At 44.9% G+C, this 18,819-nt stretch carries 17 protein-coding genes; 14 read left to right on the top strand and 3 right to left on the bottom strand.

Annotated features, from left to right (window positions below):
* Positions 1-2: 2 nt before the first annotated feature.
* On the top strand, positions 3-716 hold the full coding sequence (locus DWZ38_RS19690) for a DUF6063 family protein (RefSeq protein ID WP_117854839.1): 714 nt from the start codon (positions 3-5) through the stop codon (positions 714-716).
* Positions 709-5,118 carry a hypothetical protein gene (locus DWZ38_RS19695; protein ID WP_117854841.1) on the top strand — a complete coding sequence of 1,470 codons (4,410 nt, stop codon included), beginning with the start codon at positions 709-711 and terminating at the stop codon, positions 5,116-5,118. Before DWZ38_RS19690 ends, DWZ38_RS19695 begins: the two co-directional genes overlap by 8 nt.
* 190 nt (positions 5,119-5,308) lie before the next feature.
* Here DWZ38_RS19695 and DWZ38_RS19700 read toward each other — a convergent pair whose 3' ends face one another.
* The 3 genes from DWZ38_RS19700 to DWZ38_RS19710 form a co-directional block, all read right to left on the bottom strand.
* On the bottom strand, positions 5,309-5,821 hold the full coding sequence (locus DWZ38_RS19700; protein WP_243000415.1) for a hypothetical protein: 513 nt from the start codon (positions 5,819-5,821) through the stop codon (positions 5,309-5,311).
* Between the two features lie 70 nt (positions 5,822-5,891).
* Positions 5,892-6,371, bottom strand: coding sequence for a sigma-70 family RNA polymerase sigma factor (locus DWZ38_RS19705; RefSeq protein ID WP_021924514.1), 480 nt, complete (start codon positions 6,369-6,371; stop codon positions 5,892-5,894).
* A 161-nt stretch (positions 6,372-6,532) separates the two neighbouring features.
* A complete protein-coding gene (locus DWZ38_RS19710; protein ID WP_317259482.1) occupies positions 6,533-6,883 on the bottom strand; it encodes a MerR family DNA-binding protein in 351 nt (116 codons plus the stop codon).
* A gap of 326 nt (positions 6,884-7,209) precedes the next feature.
* Between DWZ38_RS19710 and DWZ38_RS19715 the strand changes: the two genes are divergently transcribed.
* The 12 genes from DWZ38_RS19715 (at position 7,210) to DWZ38_RS19770 (ending at position 18,717) form a co-directional block, all read left to right on the top strand.
* Entirely contained in the window at positions 7,210-7,644 is a 435-nt protein-coding gene (locus DWZ38_RS19715) for an SseB family protein (RefSeq protein WP_347520223.1), read from the top strand.
* Positions 7,645-7,937: 293 nt separating this feature from the next.
* The gene (locus DWZ38_RS19720) at positions 7,938-8,915 is read left to right on the top strand and encodes a hypothetical protein (protein WP_117854843.1); all 978 of its coding nucleotides are present in this window, start codon (positions 7,938-7,940) and stop codon (positions 8,913-8,915) included.
* 13 nt (positions 8,916-8,928) lie between these two features.
* Positions 8,929-9,159 carry a helix-turn-helix domain-containing protein gene (locus DWZ38_RS19725; protein WP_021924518.1) on the top strand — a complete coding sequence of 77 codons (231 nt, stop codon included), beginning with the start codon at positions 8,929-8,931 and terminating at the stop codon, positions 9,157-9,159.
* Complete coding sequence (locus tag DWZ38_RS19730) at positions 9,149-10,198, top strand: hypothetical protein (protein ID WP_117854845.1); 1,050 nt, start codon at positions 9,149-9,151, stop codon at positions 10,196-10,198. Before DWZ38_RS19725 ends, DWZ38_RS19730 begins: the two co-directional genes overlap by 11 nt.
* Before the next feature lie 117 nt (positions 10,199-10,315).
* On the top strand, positions 10,316-11,023 hold the full coding sequence (locus tag DWZ38_RS19735; protein ID WP_117854848.1) for a GDSL-type esterase/lipase family protein: 708 nt from the start codon (positions 10,316-10,318) through the stop codon (positions 11,021-11,023).
* A 356-nt stretch (positions 11,024-11,379) separates the two neighbouring features.
* Complete coding sequence (locus tag DWZ38_RS19740; protein ID WP_243000417.1) at positions 11,380-12,972, top strand: peptide ABC transporter substrate-binding protein; 1,593 nt, start codon at positions 11,380-11,382, stop codon at positions 12,970-12,972.
* Between the two features lie 164 nt (positions 12,973-13,136).
* Positions 13,137-14,075, top strand: coding sequence for an ABC transporter permease (locus tag DWZ38_RS19745; RefSeq protein WP_021924366.1), 939 nt, complete (start codon positions 13,137-13,139; stop codon positions 14,073-14,075).
* A gap of 2 nt (positions 14,076-14,077) precedes the next feature.
* The gene (locus DWZ38_RS19750) at positions 14,078-15,001 is read left to right on the top strand and encodes an ABC transporter permease (RefSeq protein WP_021924365.1); all 924 of its coding nucleotides are present in this window, start codon (positions 14,078-14,080) and stop codon (positions 14,999-15,001) included.
* Between the two features lie 8 nt (positions 15,002-15,009).
* Complete coding sequence (locus DWZ38_RS19755) at positions 15,010-16,008, top strand: ABC transporter ATP-binding protein (protein WP_021924364.1); 999 nt, start codon at positions 15,010-15,012, stop codon at positions 16,006-16,008.
* The gene (locus DWZ38_RS19760; protein WP_021924363.1) at positions 15,998-16,972 is read left to right on the top strand and encodes an oligopeptide/dipeptide ABC transporter ATP-binding protein; all 975 of its coding nucleotides are present in this window, start codon (positions 15,998-16,000) and stop codon (positions 16,970-16,972) included. The genes DWZ38_RS19755 and DWZ38_RS19760 overlap by 11 nt, the downstream gene beginning before the upstream one ends.
* Positions 16,973-17,107: 135 nt before the next feature.
* Positions 17,108-17,869 (top strand): DeoR/GlpR family DNA-binding transcription regulator, encoded by a 762-nt coding sequence (locus DWZ38_RS19765; protein ID WP_117854850.1) that lies wholly within the window; start codon positions 17,108-17,110, stop codon positions 17,867-17,869.
* A gap of 101 nt (positions 17,870-17,970) precedes the next feature.
* On the top strand, positions 17,971-18,717 hold the full coding sequence (locus DWZ38_RS19770) for a copper homeostasis protein CutC (protein WP_021925228.1): 747 nt from the start codon (positions 17,971-17,973) through the stop codon (positions 18,715-18,717).
* The last annotated feature ends 102 nt before the right edge of the window (positions 18,718-18,819 follow it).

The following is an 18,819-nucleotide window of genomic DNA, read 5'->3' on the forward strand; positions in this document are numbered from 1 at the left end:
ATATGGCATACGAAGCAGAAGAAGTCCTTTCCAGCCAGGAGATCTTTTACTATTTGCTGGAACATCATGAATTGAGAGAAGAGGATGAGCCTCTTTTATATAAGGCCTATACGGAAGAGGAAGCAATCCGGAATCTGGTAAAATCCCAGGGTGAGGTGGCTGCAGCCAATGTAGAACGCTATGGAAATGTTATTTATCTGATTCCCAAAGAAGAAAATAATTTTCTGGGATTTTCCAAGCAGCAGTTAAAGAATACGTTATGTAAATCTACAGCAACAGACAAAGACTACTACTTATCCCAATTTGTAATACTTACATTGCTTGTGGAATTTTTTGATGGGCAGGGAAGCAGCAGTAAAGCCCGGGAATATATGCGGGTGGGAGAGCTTATGAACTGTATTTCCACAAGGTTGAAGGAGGGTGCAGCAGAGGAGGATGATGAGAAAGATACAGCAGGCATTTCCTTCCGGATTCTGTACGAAACCTATGAGGCTCTGAAGTCTGATGACAGAGGTTCCAGAATGAAAACAACGAAAGAAGGTTTCATTTACAACATTCTGATGTTCCTGCAGAAACAGGGACTGGTTGAATATGTAGAGCAGGACGAGATGATAAAAACCACCAGAAAACTGGATCATTTTATGGACTGGAACCTTCTGAATCAGAACAATTATGAGCGAGTTCTCAGAGTACTGGGGGTGGCAAAGGATGAGTAAGATTAATGCAATACGTCTGATCAATGTGAATTACAACAACAATGCATATCGCATCAGTGATGAAACCATGTATTTCAATGGAGAAAGTACATTGCTTTCTCTTCAGAATGGCGGCGGAAAATCCGTACTGGTGCAGATGCTGACAGCCCCATTTGTCCATCAGAGATATCGCAATACCAAGGACCGTCTGTTTGAAAGCTATTTCACAACCAATAAACCCTCTTTTATTCTGGTGGAATGGGTCCTTGACCAGGGCGCAGGCTATGTCCTTACCGGGCTTATGGTGAGAAAAGCCCAGGATCTGCAGGAGGACAAAAAAGAGAACCTGGATATAATCGGCATTGTGAGTGAATATCAGGAGCCATGTATTCAGGACATCCGTCATCTTCCCGTAGTTGAAAAGGGCAAAAAAGAGATGATTCTGAAGAATTTCAATTCCTGTAAACTGTTGTTCGAAAGCTACAAAAAAGACAGGGATATGAAGTTTTTCTATTATGACCTGACCAACTATGCCCAGTCCCGGCAGTACTTTGACAAGCTGATGGAATACCAGATCAATTATAAGGAATGGGAGACTATCATTAAGAAAATTAATGTGAAAGAGTCTGGCTTATCCGATCTTTTTTCCGACTGCAGAGATGAAAAAGGCCTGACAGAAAAGTGGTTTCTGGAAGCCATTGAGAGCAAGCTGAATAAAGACAAAAACCGTATCCGCGAGTTCCAGTCTATTCTGGAAAAATACGCTGGACAGTACAAGGATAACCGTTCCAAAATCAAGCGAAGAGACAATATCCGTGCCTTTAAAGAAGAGGCAGAGTCTATCCGCACAAGGGCAGAAGAATATCAGGAAGCTGAGCGTGAAGAGGGAAAGCAGGAGAACAAAATTGCCTGGTTTATCCATGATGTGAACGCTCTTTTGAATGACACCCAAAAGGAATACAGTGCGTCAAAAGAACAGCTGGAAGGTCTGGATAAGGCTGTTGCAAGAGTAGAATATGAGGAGCTTTCCAGCAAGGTTTATGAAAGTGAAAAAGAGAAAAACCTTCATCTTAGTGACCGTGATATGATTGATATGGAACGGGAAAATCTTCAGGAAGAGGCAGCTAAGACACAGGAAAAGCTGCATATTCTGGCTTGTGCCAGAGGACAGCAGTCCGTTAATGAGGAGAAAGGGGAATTAGAGCTTCTCCGGGAAAAAATTGCGGTGGCAAGGAAGCAGGGAGAGGATCTGGAGCCAGAGCGCAGGGCACTTGGATTTTCACTGAAATGCTTTTTTGAGGGACAGCTTCGGGATAACCGCGGGCAGCAAAACATACAGAATGAAAGTGCAAAAAAGGCAGGAGAAGAGGCTGACAAAAAAGCGCAAAAAATTCAGGAGCTGGAAGAAAAAATACGTGATTGTTTTGGAAAAAAAGGAAAACTGGAAAGCCAGATTGAAGCATACAGCCGCGTGGAAGAACAGTACAATTCCAAATATCAGGAAGAATTAAGGCGCAATATTCTTGGCAGTTATGAAGCTGGAACCCTTCAGATCTGTCAGCAGATTTACGAACAGGATCTGGAAAAAGCAGTGCGGGAGCGCACCGAAAGCCAGAAAAAATGGGAAGCAGACAAGGAAACAATCCGTGGTCAGGAGCGCAGATTAGAAGATAAAAAAGAAGCTTTAATTCACAAGAAAATAAAAATTCAGAAGCAGACAGGCAGATATCAGACCTATGAAAAAGAACTGGAAGACAGAAAAGCGGTTCTCAAATATCTGGATATGGAAGAACGCTATCTCCTGGATCGGGAAAGGATTCTTGACGTTTCAGGACGAAAGCTGCGGGAACTGGAAGAACTTCGCAGAAATCTGGAGAAGGAAGAGGACACTCTGGAAAAGGAATACACAGGCCTGACCAGCGGCAAAGTCCTGGAACTGCCAGAAGAACTGGAAAATGAACTGAAAAACCTGGATATCCATGCAGTTTACGGTATGGAATGGCTGAAAAAGAACGGCTATTCCCAGAAGAAAAACCAGGAGCTTGTGCGTCGAAATCCGTTCCTTCCGTACGCCCTGATTCTTACCAGGCAGGAGATGGAAAAGCTGGGACGAAATGGGAAAAACATTTGTACTTCTTTTCCAGTACCTATTGTAGAAAGGGAAAAGCTTGAGGAAGTTCAGGAGAAATACGCGGATAAAATTGTAAGATTTCCGGGAATCAGTTTTTATATTCTGTTTAATGAAAACCTGTTGGATGAAGAGAAGCTTCAGGCAATGATCTGGGAGAAAAGGCAGAAGCTGGAAAAAATCGGGCAGGCTGTTTTACTTCGCAAAAAGGAATATGCAGAGTATTTCCAGCGTCAGGAAATGATCAAAAATCAGACCGTGACAAAGGAAAGCTGGCAGGAAGTACAGGAAACTCTGGAGAAGCTGGAAGAAGAGAAAAAGCGTCTGGAAAAGGAAATAAGGGACGATTCCCAGAGTCTTGAAAAACTGAAAAAAGACCATGATGAACTGCAGGCTTTTATTGCCAGGGCGGGAATGGAAATTCAGCGTCAGCGACAAAAGCTGGAGGATTTTAAGCAGCTGAAAAGGGACTACGACTCCTATGAAAGCAACCGTGAAGTACTGGAAAAGTGCAAAAAAGAAGAAGCACGCTATCAGGAAAATCAGAAGCTTGCCAGAGACCGGCAGAGGAAACTTCTGGAAGAAAAGAAGACTTTGGAATACAGTATAAACATGCTGGGCAGGGAAGAAGAACGGCTTAGTGAGAAGTATGCCCGATATGCCGCATATGAGAATGCGGAACAGAATTTTCACATAGATGAGAGTTTGTCGGCAGATCAGATGGAAGCACGTTATGAAGCAATTACCTCGGTTCTTTCCCAGGAACTGAAAGATCTGGAAGCACAGGAGAAGAAAGTGGCAGGACGTTTCCAGCGGGCAATGGATGACCTTGAGTACCAGCAGAAAAAATACAAATTAAAGCCTTCGCAGTGGCAAAATGTGTTTTATGACCGGAAAGAAGAAACGCACCAGGAAGTAATACTGGAAGATTTTCAGCGTAAAATCCAGACGAAAGATCTGCAGTGGAATGAGGCTGATAAAAAGGCTGCGGTTGCGCAGAGTAGGATCAGCGAACTGATGAAACGAATCCGTTCTGTATGCGGCATGGAGAATCCGCTCCCTCAGAATGAAATTCAGGGACAGGATTTTGCGGCACGAAGAAACCAGCTCCTTTTCCAGATAAAAGAAGAAAAAAAGCATGCTGATTTCCTGAATGGAAAGGTTCGAAGCTATGAAGAAAATTTAACTGCTTTGTCAGAATATAATGAGCTGATTCCAGCAGAAACAGAAGAGTGGGAAACTATTTCCTTTGATATGGAAGCTGCAGAACTGAGAAAGTTTAAAGGGATTCTCATTCGCGATTACAATCAGAGAATCAGGGATACCAGACAGAAAAAAGAAGAACTGGTGCAGCTGTTAAACAAGATAGTCCGGATGGAAGCGTTCCAGGATGATTTCTACCGGAAGCCGCTGGAGCAGATGCTGGAACTCTCCGGAGATGCAGGCCGGGTTCTGATCCAGTTGAGAACAACGGTGCAGTCTTACGATAGTCTTATGGAAAAGCTTGAAGTGGACATTTCCGTAGTAGAAAGAGAAAAGGAAAGAATCGTAGAGCTTATGGAGGATTATGTTCAGGAAATCCACAGAAATCTTGGAAAGATTGATCATAATTCCACTATTACAATTCGGGAAAAGCCTGTAAAAATGTTAAGGATCCAGATTCCTGACTGGGAAGAAAATGCAGGACTTTATCATCTTCGTCTGGAGGATTTTATAGATAAGGTTACTATGGAAGGGGTGGAGCTTTTCGAGAGAAATGAAAATGCCCAGGAATTTTTCGGCTCCAGCATTACTACCAGAAATCTTTACGATCAGGTTGTAGGAATTGGAAATGTGCAGATCCATCTTTATAAAATCGAAGCTCAGAGAGAATATCCCATAACCTGGAAAGAAGTAGCGAGAAACTCTGGAGGCGAGGGATTTTTATCTGCGTTTGTTATTTTGTCCAGCCTTCTGTACTATATGCGAAAAGATGATACAGACATTTTTGCTGACAGAAATGAAGGAAAGGTTCTGATCATGGATAATCCTTTTGCACAGACAAATGCTTCCCATTTGCTGATTCCGCTGATGGATATGGCGAAGAAAACCAATACCCAGCTGATCTGTCTCACCGGATTGGGCGGAGATTCCATTTACAACCGTTTTGACAATATTTATATTCTAAATCTCATTGCCGCCAGCCTCCGCGGCGGCATGCAGTATCTGAAAGCAGAGCATAAAAGAGGCAAAGAGCCAGATGAACTGATCACAGCCAGAATCGAGGTTGGGGAGCAGCAGGAACTGTTGTTTTAAAAATTGGGGAAACTAAGCTATAAATAAAAACAGGATGAAAAGCCTTGGATTTACTTTTCATCCTGTTATCACTTGTTTTATCACTTGTTTTATCACTTGTTTTATCGCTTGCTTTATCGCTTATTTTTCTTTGCTTGTTTTTATATCAACTGTTTTGTAAAACGTGAGGGGTAAAATTGTTCGATTGGGATTAATTAAACTCCTCCGGTTCCACATATTTCTCATTGGAATAGCTGAATCCGTTCTGATACTTCACAGTCAGGTACAGTGTTTTATCCCCGTCTGCGATTTTAACGAAGCAGACTTTGTTGTCGTTGAATTTATTGGTAATGTCAATGCTCTGGTTGTGGTAATAAACCCAGACACTGCCGTCTTCCTCGTATTCTACGTCTGGAGAGTCGATTTCTTCCATAAGCTCTTCTGCGGTAAGCGAACGCTGTGTTCCATCGGCTTCAAAGGCAATTCCACCGCCGCCGGATTCCTGGAGTTCTCCATTTTCATCGTAGTATTCCATAGTATAAGTGCCGTTATCGGAAACATTCAGAGTGGCGTTGGTCTGGTCGCCGTGGATCCAGAGCTGGATGGTACGCTGGATGCCGCCTACATTAGCCGCATAAGCGGTTCCGGTTCCACCAAGAAGAATGCATCCTGCAATAACGGCTGCTGCTGTTTTCATTTTTGTTCTTTTCTGTAATCTTGCCATATTTTTTACCTCCCGAAATGAGCTTTCAGAGGTCTGTAATACAGAAAATGCTTTTTTATATTTTTCGTGATTAGTCATTTTCCCATTCCTCCTTTAATGAATCCCGTAGCAAAGCCCTTCCCCGGGAAAGCCGGACCTTTACATTGCTTTCAGAGAGCTTCAGGATATCGGCAATTTCCCGTACGGAATAATCCTCATAATAAAATAAGTGAATGACAATTCGGTACTTGTCTGGAAGCTTCATCACCTCTTCGAACAGGTCTCTGGACTGGGAATTAGGAAAAGTAAGAGTTTCTATGTAATCCTCCAGAGAGCATTTGTTTTTCTTCCAGAAAGTCCGGTTTATATTTCTGGCCTTATTAATGACGACCCGAAGAAGCCATGCCCGGATGTGCTGCTCACTTTCAAATTCTTTTCTGCTGGTGTAATACTGAACGAATGTCTCCTGAACTACGTCCTCGGCGTCCATCTGGTTCTGGCAGGTGTTAAAAGCTGCCGCGTAGAGACTGTTCTGGTAACGCTCGATCAGCTGCTGTACTGGTTGTCTCATGAGAACTCCTTTTGCTGTTGTTTCGGTGAAACGTCAACATTTTATATTTCCTTTTAGGTACCTTCACTTATAATACAAATGAGGTAAGGGGAAGGTTACAGGAATTTGAAAATAAATTACAGAAAAGAAAATTTGCAGGAGTAACAGGAAAGGCGCCGATCTCAATCAACAATCGGCACCTTTGCAAGATCTCTCTTTAAGTTGCGAAACTGAGGGGGAAGTTCCTCCACAGACATGGACTGAGGCACCTGAACCGTTCCCGCATCCCTGGCTGTCTCATAATACCAGCATTTGAAATCCAGCACATCCATAGTATGCTGCAGTTCTTCCATCTGAGCCTGAAGAATCTGGCGCTGCCTGTAAAAAAGCTGGAGCCGTTCTTCAATGGTGCTGTCTCCCTCCATGGCAAGATGGATGTATTCCCGGATATCCTTCAGGGACATTCCGGCCTTTTTTAGAATTCCTCCCGTCGTAAAATTGCCCGCAGCTGTCGCGGCAATCTTTCGTATAATGAAAAATTATATCATAGTTTGATAAGGATATCAAAGCTGGGATTAAGATTCACAGAATACCACCAAATTTCGGTATGAAATTATGCAAAGAAAAGGTTGAATACATCACGAAGCGTTTTTTACGCAGGTCATGAACCGTAATTTAGCTTGCGGTAAATACTGCAAACATGATATGCTATACAAAGGTGTTTCGGAAAAAGTGATTCTATGATAACGTTTCAAAACAGATCATTATCAGTGGGCTGATTTGAAACGCTGTGTGTGCGGCAGAAAAGCTGCCGGATTAAAAAGATATAAAAAGAAATATAAGAAAGGAATTTAATATCTTGGAAAATAAAATGGATAACAAAATCGACGAAGATTTATTAGGAAATGAAAAAATAGAAGAAGCCATCGCAGGTCTTCAGCAGAGTCCTACCGAAGAGCTCCTGGCTCATGCACTGACTGTTGTGCGCAGGCGCATGCGGGAAAATGGTCAGGTGATCATTGCCGTAGAACCAAACGCGGCAGCAGACCAGATGAAGCTCCAGGCAGTGAAAACTTCCGACGGAAACAGCTGGTGGACAGTATTTACCAGCTTTGACGAGGAAATGAAAGGCAGCGGAAGCGTAATGTCTACCTTCATGACAGACATTGGAAAAGTGCTGGAAGCTGCACTGTCGGAAGAGGAAATACACGGCGTCATAATCAATCCCTGGAATCGCACATTGATGTTAGACAAGACCCTGATCCGGATCATTCTGGGAAATATGGCACAGTAATTTACTGAGGCACTTAAAGCCTGTTGGGGAGGTGTAGAAAATTTTTTTCTTCAGACAGCCCGGGAGATATTATCAAAAATCAAATAGGTTCGCGTTAGAAGCTGCCGGATGCAAGTTAAAAAGCATCTGGCAGCTTTTCCTATAGATAAAATTCTATGGGAATCATTCATTACAAAGAAAATTCACAGCACAGAATTGTTTCCAATATTTCCTATAAATTATTGACAAACGATAATTATAAGTTATAATAAAACTATAAATTATCGAAAAACAATAATTAAAGGAGGACAATCATGAAAGAAAAACATCTGCTCACTTTACTGTCAATAGAAGCAGCTGCCTGTGTCCTGTTCTGTATTTTGCAGCGAAGCGTATCCGGCTTTTTCTCAACCATAGTGGCATTTCCATTTGAACAGCTGGGAGAGGGACTAAGAGCGCTGTCACTTTCTGGAGGTGCCGGAAATGCAGCTGCCATTCTTTTTTACGTCCTGCTTAGTCTGATTCCAGCTGGAATCTGGCTGATCTTAAAGAAGAAACAGAAAGCCATGCCAATTGATTTTACGCTATTCCTGCTCAGCGTTCTTCTTTTTGTAGTCCTGTATTATATGATCAATCCGGGCCTTATGGGTTTCGCTGTACCAGGGACGGGAAAATGGTCTCTTGGCAGCACCTTTTATTCTGTGCTTCTGGGATATCTTCTGATCCGTGCACTTTTGAAGTATCGGAACGCGGGAGCGAAGAAACTGCAGGAAGGACTGTGGCTGCTGCTTGGGGCTGTGAATATTGTGCTGGTATATGGGATCTTTGGCCAGGAACTGGGAAGTCTGCTGCTGAATCTGGAAACGGTTCAGAAAGGAAATACAGGTATCACTCTAAGTGATGGATTTTTCGCCTATTCCGATTTGAACACAACCTATTTGTTTTTGTTCCTTCGTTTTGTAATTCGCATTTTGCCTTACGTGCTGAATATTATAATCGTTTTCCTGGCAAGAAGGCTCCTTACTGCTATGAGAGAAGATCTGTATCGGGAAGAGAGCGTGAAAACCGCAGACAAATTAGCCAGATTCTGTATGTGGACCCTGATCGTCACCATCGGACTGGACGCTGGATTCAATCTGCTGCAGCTGTTTTTCCAGAGGCAGCTTTACCAGATGGATTATGTGGTCACGGTTCCCGTATTTTCTCTGGCCTTTGTGCTTGCAGTGCTGCTGTTTGCCAGATACATCCGGGAAATGCAGCGGCTGAAGGCGGACAATGATTTGTTTATTTGAAAGGAAAATGCATATGGCAATTAAAGTATGCCTGGAAGAGGTTTTGAAAAGGCGGGGAATGACATCCAAGGAATTGTGCAGCCTGGTGAATATCACGGAGGCCAATCTTTCCGTTCTGCGAAGCGGCAAGGCAAAGGGCGTGCGATTCCACACGATCAACCGAATCTGTTACTTCCTGCAATGCGATGTTGGCGATATTCTGAAGTTTGACGGAAATCTGGAGGACGAGGAAAATGAAGAATAGGAGATATGAGAAAATAAAATCTGGCTTGCCGAGAGAAGAGAAACCGAAATCTGGTCTGGAAAAATCCGGAAAAGCGAAATGCCCGTTTGCGAAATATCTGACAGCGGCTTTTGCAATCCTTATTGCTGGTACTATGGGCGGCTGCACTTTGGCAGTTCCCTACGCCGGGAAAGAGGGAAGTGGTGATCGGATGATTGTCGCTTTTATCACTACAGAATATCTGGATCTTTATGATATGGAAAGCTACCTGAACGATCACGCCTCATCCCTTGTGAACGATGGCAGTATTACATTAGGAAATGACAGTAAATATGAGGGAAAATTGTTCGCAGATGTGGAAAAAGGAGAGGCAGATTCCCCCTCTGAGTGGAAAATTTCCTTCGGCAATATGGATGGGCAATATATGCTCATGCCTGTTTCAACAGATGAGAACGGGGAACAGTATATGGGAAATCTTTGCTCAGACGCAATCAATGAACTGTATCTTCATAGTAACGTTTCGGATGATAGCGAGGAACAGGAACTGAGCGGCACTATTTATGAATCTGCGGATGGGAAGGAGAAAGTTTGGTACGTGAATCCGGTATATCAGACAGAAAACAGTGAAATCTACGCAATAACGGGAAATAGCTATTCCAACGGAGGCCGTGATACAGAGGGCAGCACCATGGCAGTCACGCTTTCCGGAGAAAGCACCGTCACAGAAAACGGCAAAAGCCAGAAAGAGTCCAGCAAGGTGACGGTCCAGTTTGCCATCATGTACAAGCCTGTGAAAACCGTGATTTACCAGATGAGCGATTCCAACCAGGTCCTGAAGCGTGACGAATATGAACCGACGGAAGTTCCAGATACCCTGAAAGTGGAATCTGAGACTGCATATATTATGGAAGAAACTCAGAAAGAATCCCCCTCTGGAAAAACAGTGACCAGCCGCAGCATTGTGGATCTGAACTCAGAAGAAGAGGAAACCTGTCTGGAAGCCTGGTATTCTCTGGATAATGGGTTTATCAGCAAAAAGGATGTGGAAATCTTGCACTGATATAAGAAAAAACTATAACCCGGTATTATTTATCTGTATTAGACTGAAACCTCCAAAACTGATATTATAAAACCAAGAAAACACAGTTGATTGATAGGAAATATGGAGATAATACAGATGAAACAGATTTTATGCTTTGGCGATTCAAATACATGGGGATATGACGGGGAAAGCAGGAAGCGGCTTCCCTGGGGAAAACGGTGGACAAGTCTTTTACAGGAGAAATTTGATGTGGAAACCGCGAAGCAGGGGATTCAGGCTGGAAACAATACGGCTGACCAAAGGGAAGCTGGTAATGCAGAACATAAATCCGGCGAATCCGTCCGGATCATTGAAGAAGGCCTGTGCGGCAGAACCACCATATTTGAAGACCCGCTGCGTGACGGTCGCAGAGGAACTGCACTTCTTCCCACTTTATTGGAAACCCATGACGGCGTAGATGTAATTGTTTTGATGCTTGGCACCAACGACTGCAAAACGGTTTTCGGCGCTTCCGCAGAAGTGATCGGCAAAGGCATCGCCCGCCTTCTGGATCAGATCGCAGCCTACGCTCCGGAAGCGAAGGTACTTCTCATTTCCCCCATCTATCTGGGAGAAAAAGTATGGCAGGAAGGATATGACCAGGAATTTTCCCGGGATTCCGTGCTGGTATCCAGGGACCTGGAAAAAGTATACCAGCGCATTGCTGATGAAAAACACGTAGAATTCATGCGCGCCGCCTCCTATGTAAGCTGCTGTGCCGCTGACCAGGAGCATATGAACGCTGCCGGGCATCAGGTATTTGCAAAAGCAGTGTACGAGAAACTGGAAAATCTGGTAGCATAAAAAATCGGATGCAGCCATTCCCTCATGGCAGGCATGATAATGTCGCCGGTAGGCGACATGTCCGTTTTGTGTGAAAAGAATACGTAATTCATACAAAATCAATTCCAAACAATAAAAAGTAATAAAGAATAATAAAAAACAATTGACAATACTACAACACTTTGCTATACTAAAATTACCAAAAAGAGTTGAGCAAAGAGAACATTTTTTATTTATGCAAAGGCGCATGAAACTACATCGTGACTATGTTGCAGGAATAGAAAATGTTTTTTTACTATAAAGCTCCATACAGACTCTGAACGGCAAAGGCTTACTACCGTACCTGCAAAAAGGACGGATAAGAAAGGAGAAAAAATATGAAAATGATGAAAGCAGCAGTAGCACTTGGCATGGCACTCACCATGACCGTAACAGGTGCGTCAGCAGTATTCGCAGAAGGAGAGACTCTCAGCGTTGCTACTGATTTCGAGGTTAAGACTCTGGTACCGTGGGCTGCATCCGAGGAGAATGCATTTATGGTACTGAACCAGGCAGAAGAAGGTCTGTTCCGTATGGACGAGAACAACCAGCCGCAGCCGGCTCTTTGCGATACCTACGAGGTAACAGATGACAAGCTTACATACACCTTCCACTTAAGAGACGGAATCCAGTGGAGCAATGGTGAGCCTGTAACAGCAGCTGACTTCGTTTATGCATGGCTGAAACAGATGAGCGCTGACGCAACTAACGGCTACAGCTTCATTATGACAGACTACATCGTAAACGGCCAGGAGTACAACGAGGGAACTGTTGACGCTTCAGAAGTAGGCGTTAAGGCGGTTGATGACCAGACACTGGAAGTACAGCTGAAGAGTCCGACACCATATTTCCTGAACCTTACCACAATGGATATGTTCTTCCCGGTTAACGAAGCATTCTGCGAAGAGCAGGGCGCAAACTTCGCTCTGTCTCCAGACAGCATGCTCTACTGCGGACCATACGTAATCACATCCTATGACCCGGCTGTAGGTGTTACTTTTGAGAAGAACGACAACTACTGGGATAAAGACAACGTAGCAATCGAAGATGCACAGGTTCGTGTAATCAAAGATGCAGCTGCAGCTTTAAGTGCATACCAGGCTGGTGAGCTTTCCCAGGTTAAGCTTGATTCTGCTAACGTAGTAGCATACAAGGATGATCCGGAATTCAGCCAGGAGATCGACTTCCGTACAAGCTATGTACAGTTCAACCTTACAGACGACGTAATGAGCAATGTAAACATGAGAAAAGCTATTTCTCTTGCTATGAACAGAAGCGCTCTTACAGACAACATCCTTGCAGATGGTTCTGCACCTGGATTTGGCCTTGTAGCAGACGGCATGAGCGGTGATGGAGAGAAGACCTTCCGTGAACTGAACGGAGACGTTTCCCCATATGATCCGGAGCAGGCAAAAGAGTACTATGACAAAGCTGTTGAGGAGCTTGGCGGTGCCCCGTCTGAGGTAACTCTTCTTGTAGCTGATGACTCTGTATCCAAATCCGTTGCAACATTTATTCAGAGTGAGCTTGTTACAACTCTTGGACTGAACGTAGTAATCGACACCAAGACTGTACAGGGACGTGGAGAACTGATGGATGCCAACAACTATCAGTTTGCTGTAACTGCATGGGGTGCTGACTATGATGACGCTATGACATACCTTGACCTGTGGACAAACGGAACTCCATACCGTGGAAACTACAATGATGATGACTACAACGCACTGATCTCCGATGCTAAGACTCAGACAGATGATGCAGTTCGTCTCGATGACATGCTCAAAGCTGAGAAGAAGCTTGTTGAGGAAGATGCAGTTGTTGCTCCGGTATACCACAGAGGTTCTGCAGTTCTGACAAAATCCAATGTCAAGAACCTGATCAGCCATCCGATCGGTGTTCCGATTGAATTCAAATATGCTTCCTTCGAATAATTTCCGCTGAGTGATTATTCGTTTAAGACCTGATTTTCAGGCAAGGCGCGAGAATCAGTGAAAATGCAAGCAAAATTTCTTAAGGAATAAGTAACGGACCGTATACAGAAGTGGCTGCTTCAGCCGGTATACGGTCTGTTTTTACAGAAAGAAAAGGTGATGTCATGCTGAAATATGTATTAAAGCGATTAGGGTACATCCTGGTTACCTTATGGGTAATCGTGACCTGTACCTTTTTCATGATGAAAAATCTTCCGGGTACACCTTTTGATGCGGAGCGTTTTAGCATTATGACGCCCCAGCAGCAGGAACGTGTGCTGGAAATGTACGGATTAAATGATTCTCTTCCCATGCAGTATGTGAAATATATTAAGAACATGCTCAAGGGAGATTTAGGTACTTCCTTTACCTATGTAAACCAGGATGTTTCCAAAGTTATCACAGGACGTCTTGGACCATCTGCTTTGATTGGTATCCAGGCAGTACTGATCGGACTTGCAATCGGATTGATCTTAGGAATCCTGGCTGCCTGGAAGCACAATAGCGGAATTGATTATTTTACCATGATATTGGCCGTGCTGGGCGTCTCGGTGCCGAACTTCGTCGCTGCAGCCCTTCTCCAGTATTACATTGGTCTGAAATGGGGCGTTCTCCCGGTTGGATTCTGGACCGGCTGGAACTGTTCCGTATTGCCGTCCATTGCGCTTTCATTTAGTGCAACAGCCATGGTTGCCCGCTTTATGCGTACAGAAATGCTGGATGTACTGGATCAGGATTATATCATAACAGCCAGAGCGAAAGGTCTCAGCCAGATGAAGGTGCTGATGCGTCATGCTGTACGTAACTCCATTCTTCCGGTTGTCACGATTTTAGGACCTATTGTGGTAAACCTTATGACAGGATCCCTCGCTGTTGAGAATATCTTCAGTATCCCCGGAATCGGAAGTCTTTTCGTAGATTGTATCAAAGCCAATGACTATCCGGTAATCATGGGTATTACTATTTTCTATGCAGCATTTTATATGCTGATCGTATTGCTTGTTGATTTGGCTTATTCTCTTATTGACCCGAGAATTCGTCTTGCTAAAGGAAAGGAGAGCTGATTGTGGACAAATCAAAAATTGACCGCAGCATGTATCAGAAAGCAAAGGTAGAAGCCTCTGAGAAAGAGCATATCGCAGCTCCGGCTTCCACTATGCTGGCAGATGCATGGATCCGTCTGAAAAAGAATAAGGCAGCAGTTGTAGCATTATTTATTCTGGTAGCAATTATCCTGCTTGCCATTTTTGCACCGATTTTCAGTAAATATTCATTTAGAGATACAGATTATAACAATGTATACGGTCTTCCGAGCGCAGCACATATTTTCGGTGCTGACCAGTTTGGACGTGACCTTTGGGTACGTACCTGGATGGGAACCAGAATTTCCCTTATGATCGCACTTGTAGCTGCAATTCTTGACCTTGTAGTCGGAGTCCTTTACGGTGCTGTTTCCGCTCTTTTCGGCGGCAAGGTGGATGCTGTGATGCAGCGTATCATCGAGGTACTGGTAGGTATCCCAAGCCTTATTATCGTAATCCTTTTCCTGATGGCGTTCCCGGCAGGTGTAGGAACTATTATCGCAGCCCTTTCCATTACCGGATGGGTAAACATGGCAAGACTTGTCCGTGCTGAGATCCTGAAGCTGAAAAACCAGGAATTCGTTCTTGCTTCCCAGGTTCTTGGAACCAGCAAGTTCAATATTATTATGAAGGATCTGATCCCGAACACAGTCAGCGTTATCGTAATCAACGTTATGTTCACAATCCCAAGTGCTATTTTCACAGAGGCATTCTTAAGCTTTATCGGTATCGGTCTGGCAGAGCCGCAGGCTTCCCTTGGTGTATTGATCAACGGCGGCTATCAGGTACTGCGTATGTATCCGCACGTACTAGTTTTCCCGGCTATCGTTATCGTACTGATTATGGTATGCTTCAGTATTCTGGGCGACGGACTTCGTGATGCCCTTGATCCGCAGATGAGAAAGTAGGTACAGCTATGGGAAAAATATTAGAAGTGAAGAATCTTACCATCCACATCAAGACGCACAAAGGTGTTGTACAGGCTGTGCGCGGCGTGGATTTTTACCTGAATGAGCAGGAGACCCTTGCGGTAGTTGGAGAGTCCGGTTCCGGAAAATCCATTACCATGAAGGGCGTTATGGGAATTCTTCCCAAGAATGGAAAAGTAGTAGACGGAACTGTTATGTTCCAGGGAAATGACCTGACCAAATACACAGAGCGTCAGATGCAGCAGGTCAGAGGAAGCGAGATCGCCATGATCTTCCAGGATCCAATGACCTCCCTGAACCCTACCATGAAGGTTGGAAAACAGATCGAGGAAATGCTCAAGGAGCACTGCAAGGAGATGAGCAAGGCAGACCGCAAGGCAAGAGCCATTGAGCTTCTTTCCCTGGTTGGAATCTCCAATCCGGAGGCACGTTATGACCAATATCCTCATCAGTTATCTGGCGGTATGAGACAGCGTGTTGTGATCGCCATTGCCCTTGCGTGCGATCCCAAGGTGCTGATCGCGGATGAGCCTACCACAGCACTTGACGTAACCATCCAGGCACAGATCCTGGATCTGATGCGCGACCTTCAGAAGAAAATCAAGACCTCTATTATTATCATTACCCACAACCTTGGCGTTGTGGCAAACATTGCAGACCGTGTAGCAGTTATGTACGGCGGCAAGCTGGTTGAGACTGGTGATGTGGCGGATATTTTCCACAACCCATGTCACGAGTACACCAAGGGACTTCTCCGTTCCATTCCGAAAGCACACGAAAAAGGCGGCGAGCTTCAGGCCATTCCAGGTACTCCTCCAGATCTGATGGATCCGCCGGTGGGATGTCCTTTTGCTGCAAGATGTCAGGAGACGATGATCGTTTGCCAGAAATTTATGCCGGATTATACCGAATGCGGCAAGAATCACAAGTCAGCATGCTGGATGCTGGATGAGATGGCACAGGAGGTAAAAGCTGATGAAAAATGATGACAAGCAGGTACTTCTTGACGTAAAGAACCTGAAGAAATATTTTGATGTTGGAAACAAAAAGATCCTGAAAGCAGTGGATGACGTTTCCCTTCAGATTTACAAGGGCGAGACTCTTGGTCTGGTTGGAGAGTCCGGATGCGGTAAATCCACATTTGGAAGAACTGTGATCCATCTTTATGAGCCTACCGAAGGAAGCGTAACCTTCGACGGACTAAAGATTGACAAGAATTTGGATAAGAAGCAGAGACATGAGCTTTGCAGAAGAATGCAGATGATTTTCCAGGATCCATATGCATCCCTGAACCCAAGAAGAAAGATTCTGGATATTGTAGCAGAGGGAATTGATGCCCACGGCCTTGCAGCGAATAAGAAAGAGCGTAACGACAAGGTCCTGGAGCTTCTTGAGACAGTTGGACTGCAGGCAGAGCATGCAGACCGTTTCCCTCATGAGTTCTCCGGCGGACAGCGCCAGCGAGTTGGTATCGCCCGTGCACTTGCAGTGGATCCGGATTTTATCGTTTGTGATGAGCCAATCTCCGCATTGGACGTTTCCATTCAGGCTCAGGTTATCAACCTTCTGGAGCAGCTTCAGAGAGAACGAGGACTGACTTATCTGTTTATTGCCCATGACCTTTCTATGGTTAAGCACATCAGTGACCGTATCGGTGTTATGTACTTAGGATCACTGGTTGAGCTTGCTGAGAGCGAGGAGCTTTTCGAGAACCCCATGCACCCGTACACCAAGGCTCTTCTTTCCGCCATCCCGATTCCGGATCCGGATATTGAGAAGAACCGTCAGAGAATCATGCTGGAGGGTACTCTTCCGAACCCCATCGGACTTGGAGATGAGTGTAAGTTCTGCAGCCGCTGTCCGGTTTGCAAGGACAGCTGTCATAAGAGCCAGCCGAAGCTTGTTGAGGTAAAACCGGGACATTTTGTTGCCTGCAGCCAGGTGCAGTAGATAAGCACTCTGTACAGCAATGACCAGCAGGTTTTCTAAAGAAGGATGTGTTGTCTGTGGGCAATATTATTTAGAAGCTTTCTGGTAAGCCGCTGGCAGATAACAGAAATGTAACGGGAAACAGGAGGAAGAAGGATGTTCATTGAAGAAAGGCAGCAAGCCATCGAGAAAGTCCTTCGGGAACAGGGGAAAGTCCGCGTCCGGGAACTGAGCGAAATGTTTCAGGTGACAGAGGACTGCATCCGTAAAGATCTGAAAACTCTTGAAAATGCCGGCAAATTAAAAAGAACTTACGGTGGTGCGATTCTTTCCCAGGATTACCCGCTGGAAAGAGATGTTATCGACAGAAGAAATTATCATGTGGAAAAGAAAATGGTGATTGCGGCCAAGGCCATGAAACTGATCCGGGAAAGAGAGGCAATCTTTCTGGATATTTCCACAACCAATATTGAACTTGCCAAGCTGATCGCGAAATCCAACATGCAGCTTACCGTAGTAAGCAACATGATCGATATTCTACAGCTGCTTGCGCAAAATCCCAAGATCACAGCCATTGGAACCGGGGGAATCATGTATCCCACAGTAAACGGGTTCCTTGGCTCCGCAGCAATCCAGGTGATCCGGCAGTACAGCTTTGACCGGGCCTTTATGGGAAGCTGCGGAATTGATATGATGGATCACACCGTTACCACTTTGGGCGTGGAGGACGGCCTGACTAAGAAAGCTGCCATTGAGAGCAGCAGACATAAGTACGCTGTGATGGAGCGGGAGAAATTTTATTTTAATGAATCTTACAAATTTACACAGCTGGATGCGCTGGATGGAATTATCACGGATGAGTTTCCAGATGGTTCCGTTCAGGACATGCTGGATTCTCTTGGCGTTGCGCTGTACTGAGAAAGGATTGCGTAAATAAGTTTCTGTCCATGAATGATAGAATTTTGCGAAGCGCGTTGCTGCGAAGGCAGTGAACAGGAACGTGAAAGGAAAAAGAGGATATGGAAAAGTTTATTTTGGAGGTATGCGCAGATTCTGTGGAATCTGTACTTGCCGCTGAAAAAGGCGGAGCGGACCGGATTGAGCTTTGCGGGAATGTGGTGATCGGAGGGACAACCCCTTCTGAGAGCCTTTTCCGTGAGATCAGAGAGCACAGTGACATTAAGATCCATGCTCTGATCCGCCCAAGATTCGGTGATTTTTGTTATACAGATTATGAATTTGATATTATTCGTTCAGAAGTGAGAAGATTCCGTGAGCTGGGAGCGCAGGGCGTGGTGATCGGTATGCTGCGGCCGGATGGCTCTCTGGATGTGGAGCATCTTGCACAGCTGATGGAGGAAGCGAAGGGAATGTCCGTGACCCTGCATCGTGCATTTGATGTGTGCAGGGATCCTATGGAGGCTCTTGAGCAGGCCATTTCCCTTGGTTTTCACACCATTCTTACATCAGGACAGAAGAATAACTGCGTGGATGGCTCCCAGCTTCTTGCTGACCTGGTGAAGGCAAGCGCAGGCCGTATTCATATTATGGCTGGCGCCGGGGTAAATGCAGATGCCATTTCTTCTATCTATGAGAAGACCGGAATCACAGATTATCATATGACGGGCAAAATTGTGCTGGAAAGTGAGATGCAGTACCGCAAGGACGGAGTGAGCATGGGCTTGCCGTCTTTAAGCGAGTTTGAGATTTTCAGGACCAGCGAGGCAGAAGTAAGAAGAGCCCGGAATGTATTAGCTACTTTGTGATGGAGCAGCGGACGGGTGCAGCTGGCTGTCTCCGTCACGCTACACGCTCTTTCACAAAAAAGAACAGTTTTTTCGTGAAAGGGCGTTTTTTCTATAATAAAC

The organism is Ruminococcus sp. AF31-8BH, from assembly GCF_003460605.1.
Lineage (GTDB): Bacteria > Bacillota > Clostridia > Lachnospirales > Lachnospiraceae > Blautia_A > Blautia_A acetigignens.

Bases quoted from the DNA above. Each gene is read 5' to 3' on its own strand.
- DWZ38_RS19725 (WP_021924518.1), top strand. From the start codon at position 8,929: ATGGCAATTAAAGTATGCCTGGAAGAGGTTTTGAAAAGGCGGGGAATG.
- DWZ38_RS19745 (WP_021924366.1), top strand. From the start codon at position 13,137: ATGCTGAAATATGTATTAAAGCGATTAGGGTACATCCTGGTTACCTTA.
- DWZ38_RS19700 (WP_243000415.1), bottom strand. From the start codon at position 5,821: ATGGCAAGATTACAGAAAAGAACAAAAATGAAAACAGCAGCAGCCGTT.
- DWZ38_RS19705 (WP_021924514.1), bottom strand. From the start codon at position 6,371: ATGAGACAACCAGTACAGCAGCTGATCGAGCGTTACCAGAACAGTCTC.
- DWZ38_RS19755 (WP_021924364.1), top strand. From the start codon at position 15,010: ATGGGAAAAATATTAGAAGTGAAGAATCTTACCATCCACATCAAGACG.
- DWZ38_RS19765 (WP_117854850.1), top strand. From the start codon at position 17,108: ATGTTCATTGAAGAAAGGCAGCAAGCCATCGAGAAAGTCCTTCGGGAA.
- DWZ38_RS19740 (WP_243000417.1), top strand. From the start codon at position 11,380: ATGAAAATGATGAAAGCAGCAGTAGCACTTGGCATGGCACTCACCATG.
- DWZ38_RS19770 (WP_021925228.1), top strand. From the start codon at position 17,971: ATGGAAAAGTTTATTTTGGAGGTATGCGCAGATTCTGTGGAATCTGTA.
- DWZ38_RS19690 (WP_117854839.1), top strand. From the start codon at position 3: ATGGCATACGAAGCAGAAGAAGTCCTTTCCAGCCAGGAGATCTTTTAC.
- DWZ38_RS19730 (WP_117854845.1), top strand. From the start codon at position 9,149: ATGAAGAATAGGAGATATGAGAAAATAAAATCTGGCTTGCCGAGAGAA.
- DWZ38_RS19735 (WP_117854848.1), top strand. From the start codon at position 10,316: ATGAAACAGATTTTATGCTTTGGCGATTCAAATACATGGGGATATGAC.
- DWZ38_RS19760 (WP_021924363.1), top strand. From the start codon at position 15,998: ATGAAAAATGATGACAAGCAGGTACTTCTTGACGTAAAGAACCTGAAG.
- DWZ38_RS19720 (WP_117854843.1), top strand. From the start codon at position 7,938: ATGAAAGAAAAACATCTGCTCACTTTACTGTCAATAGAAGCAGCTGCC.
- DWZ38_RS19695 (WP_117854841.1), top strand. From the start codon at position 709: ATGAGTAAGATTAATGCAATACGTCTGATCAATGTGAATTACAACAAC.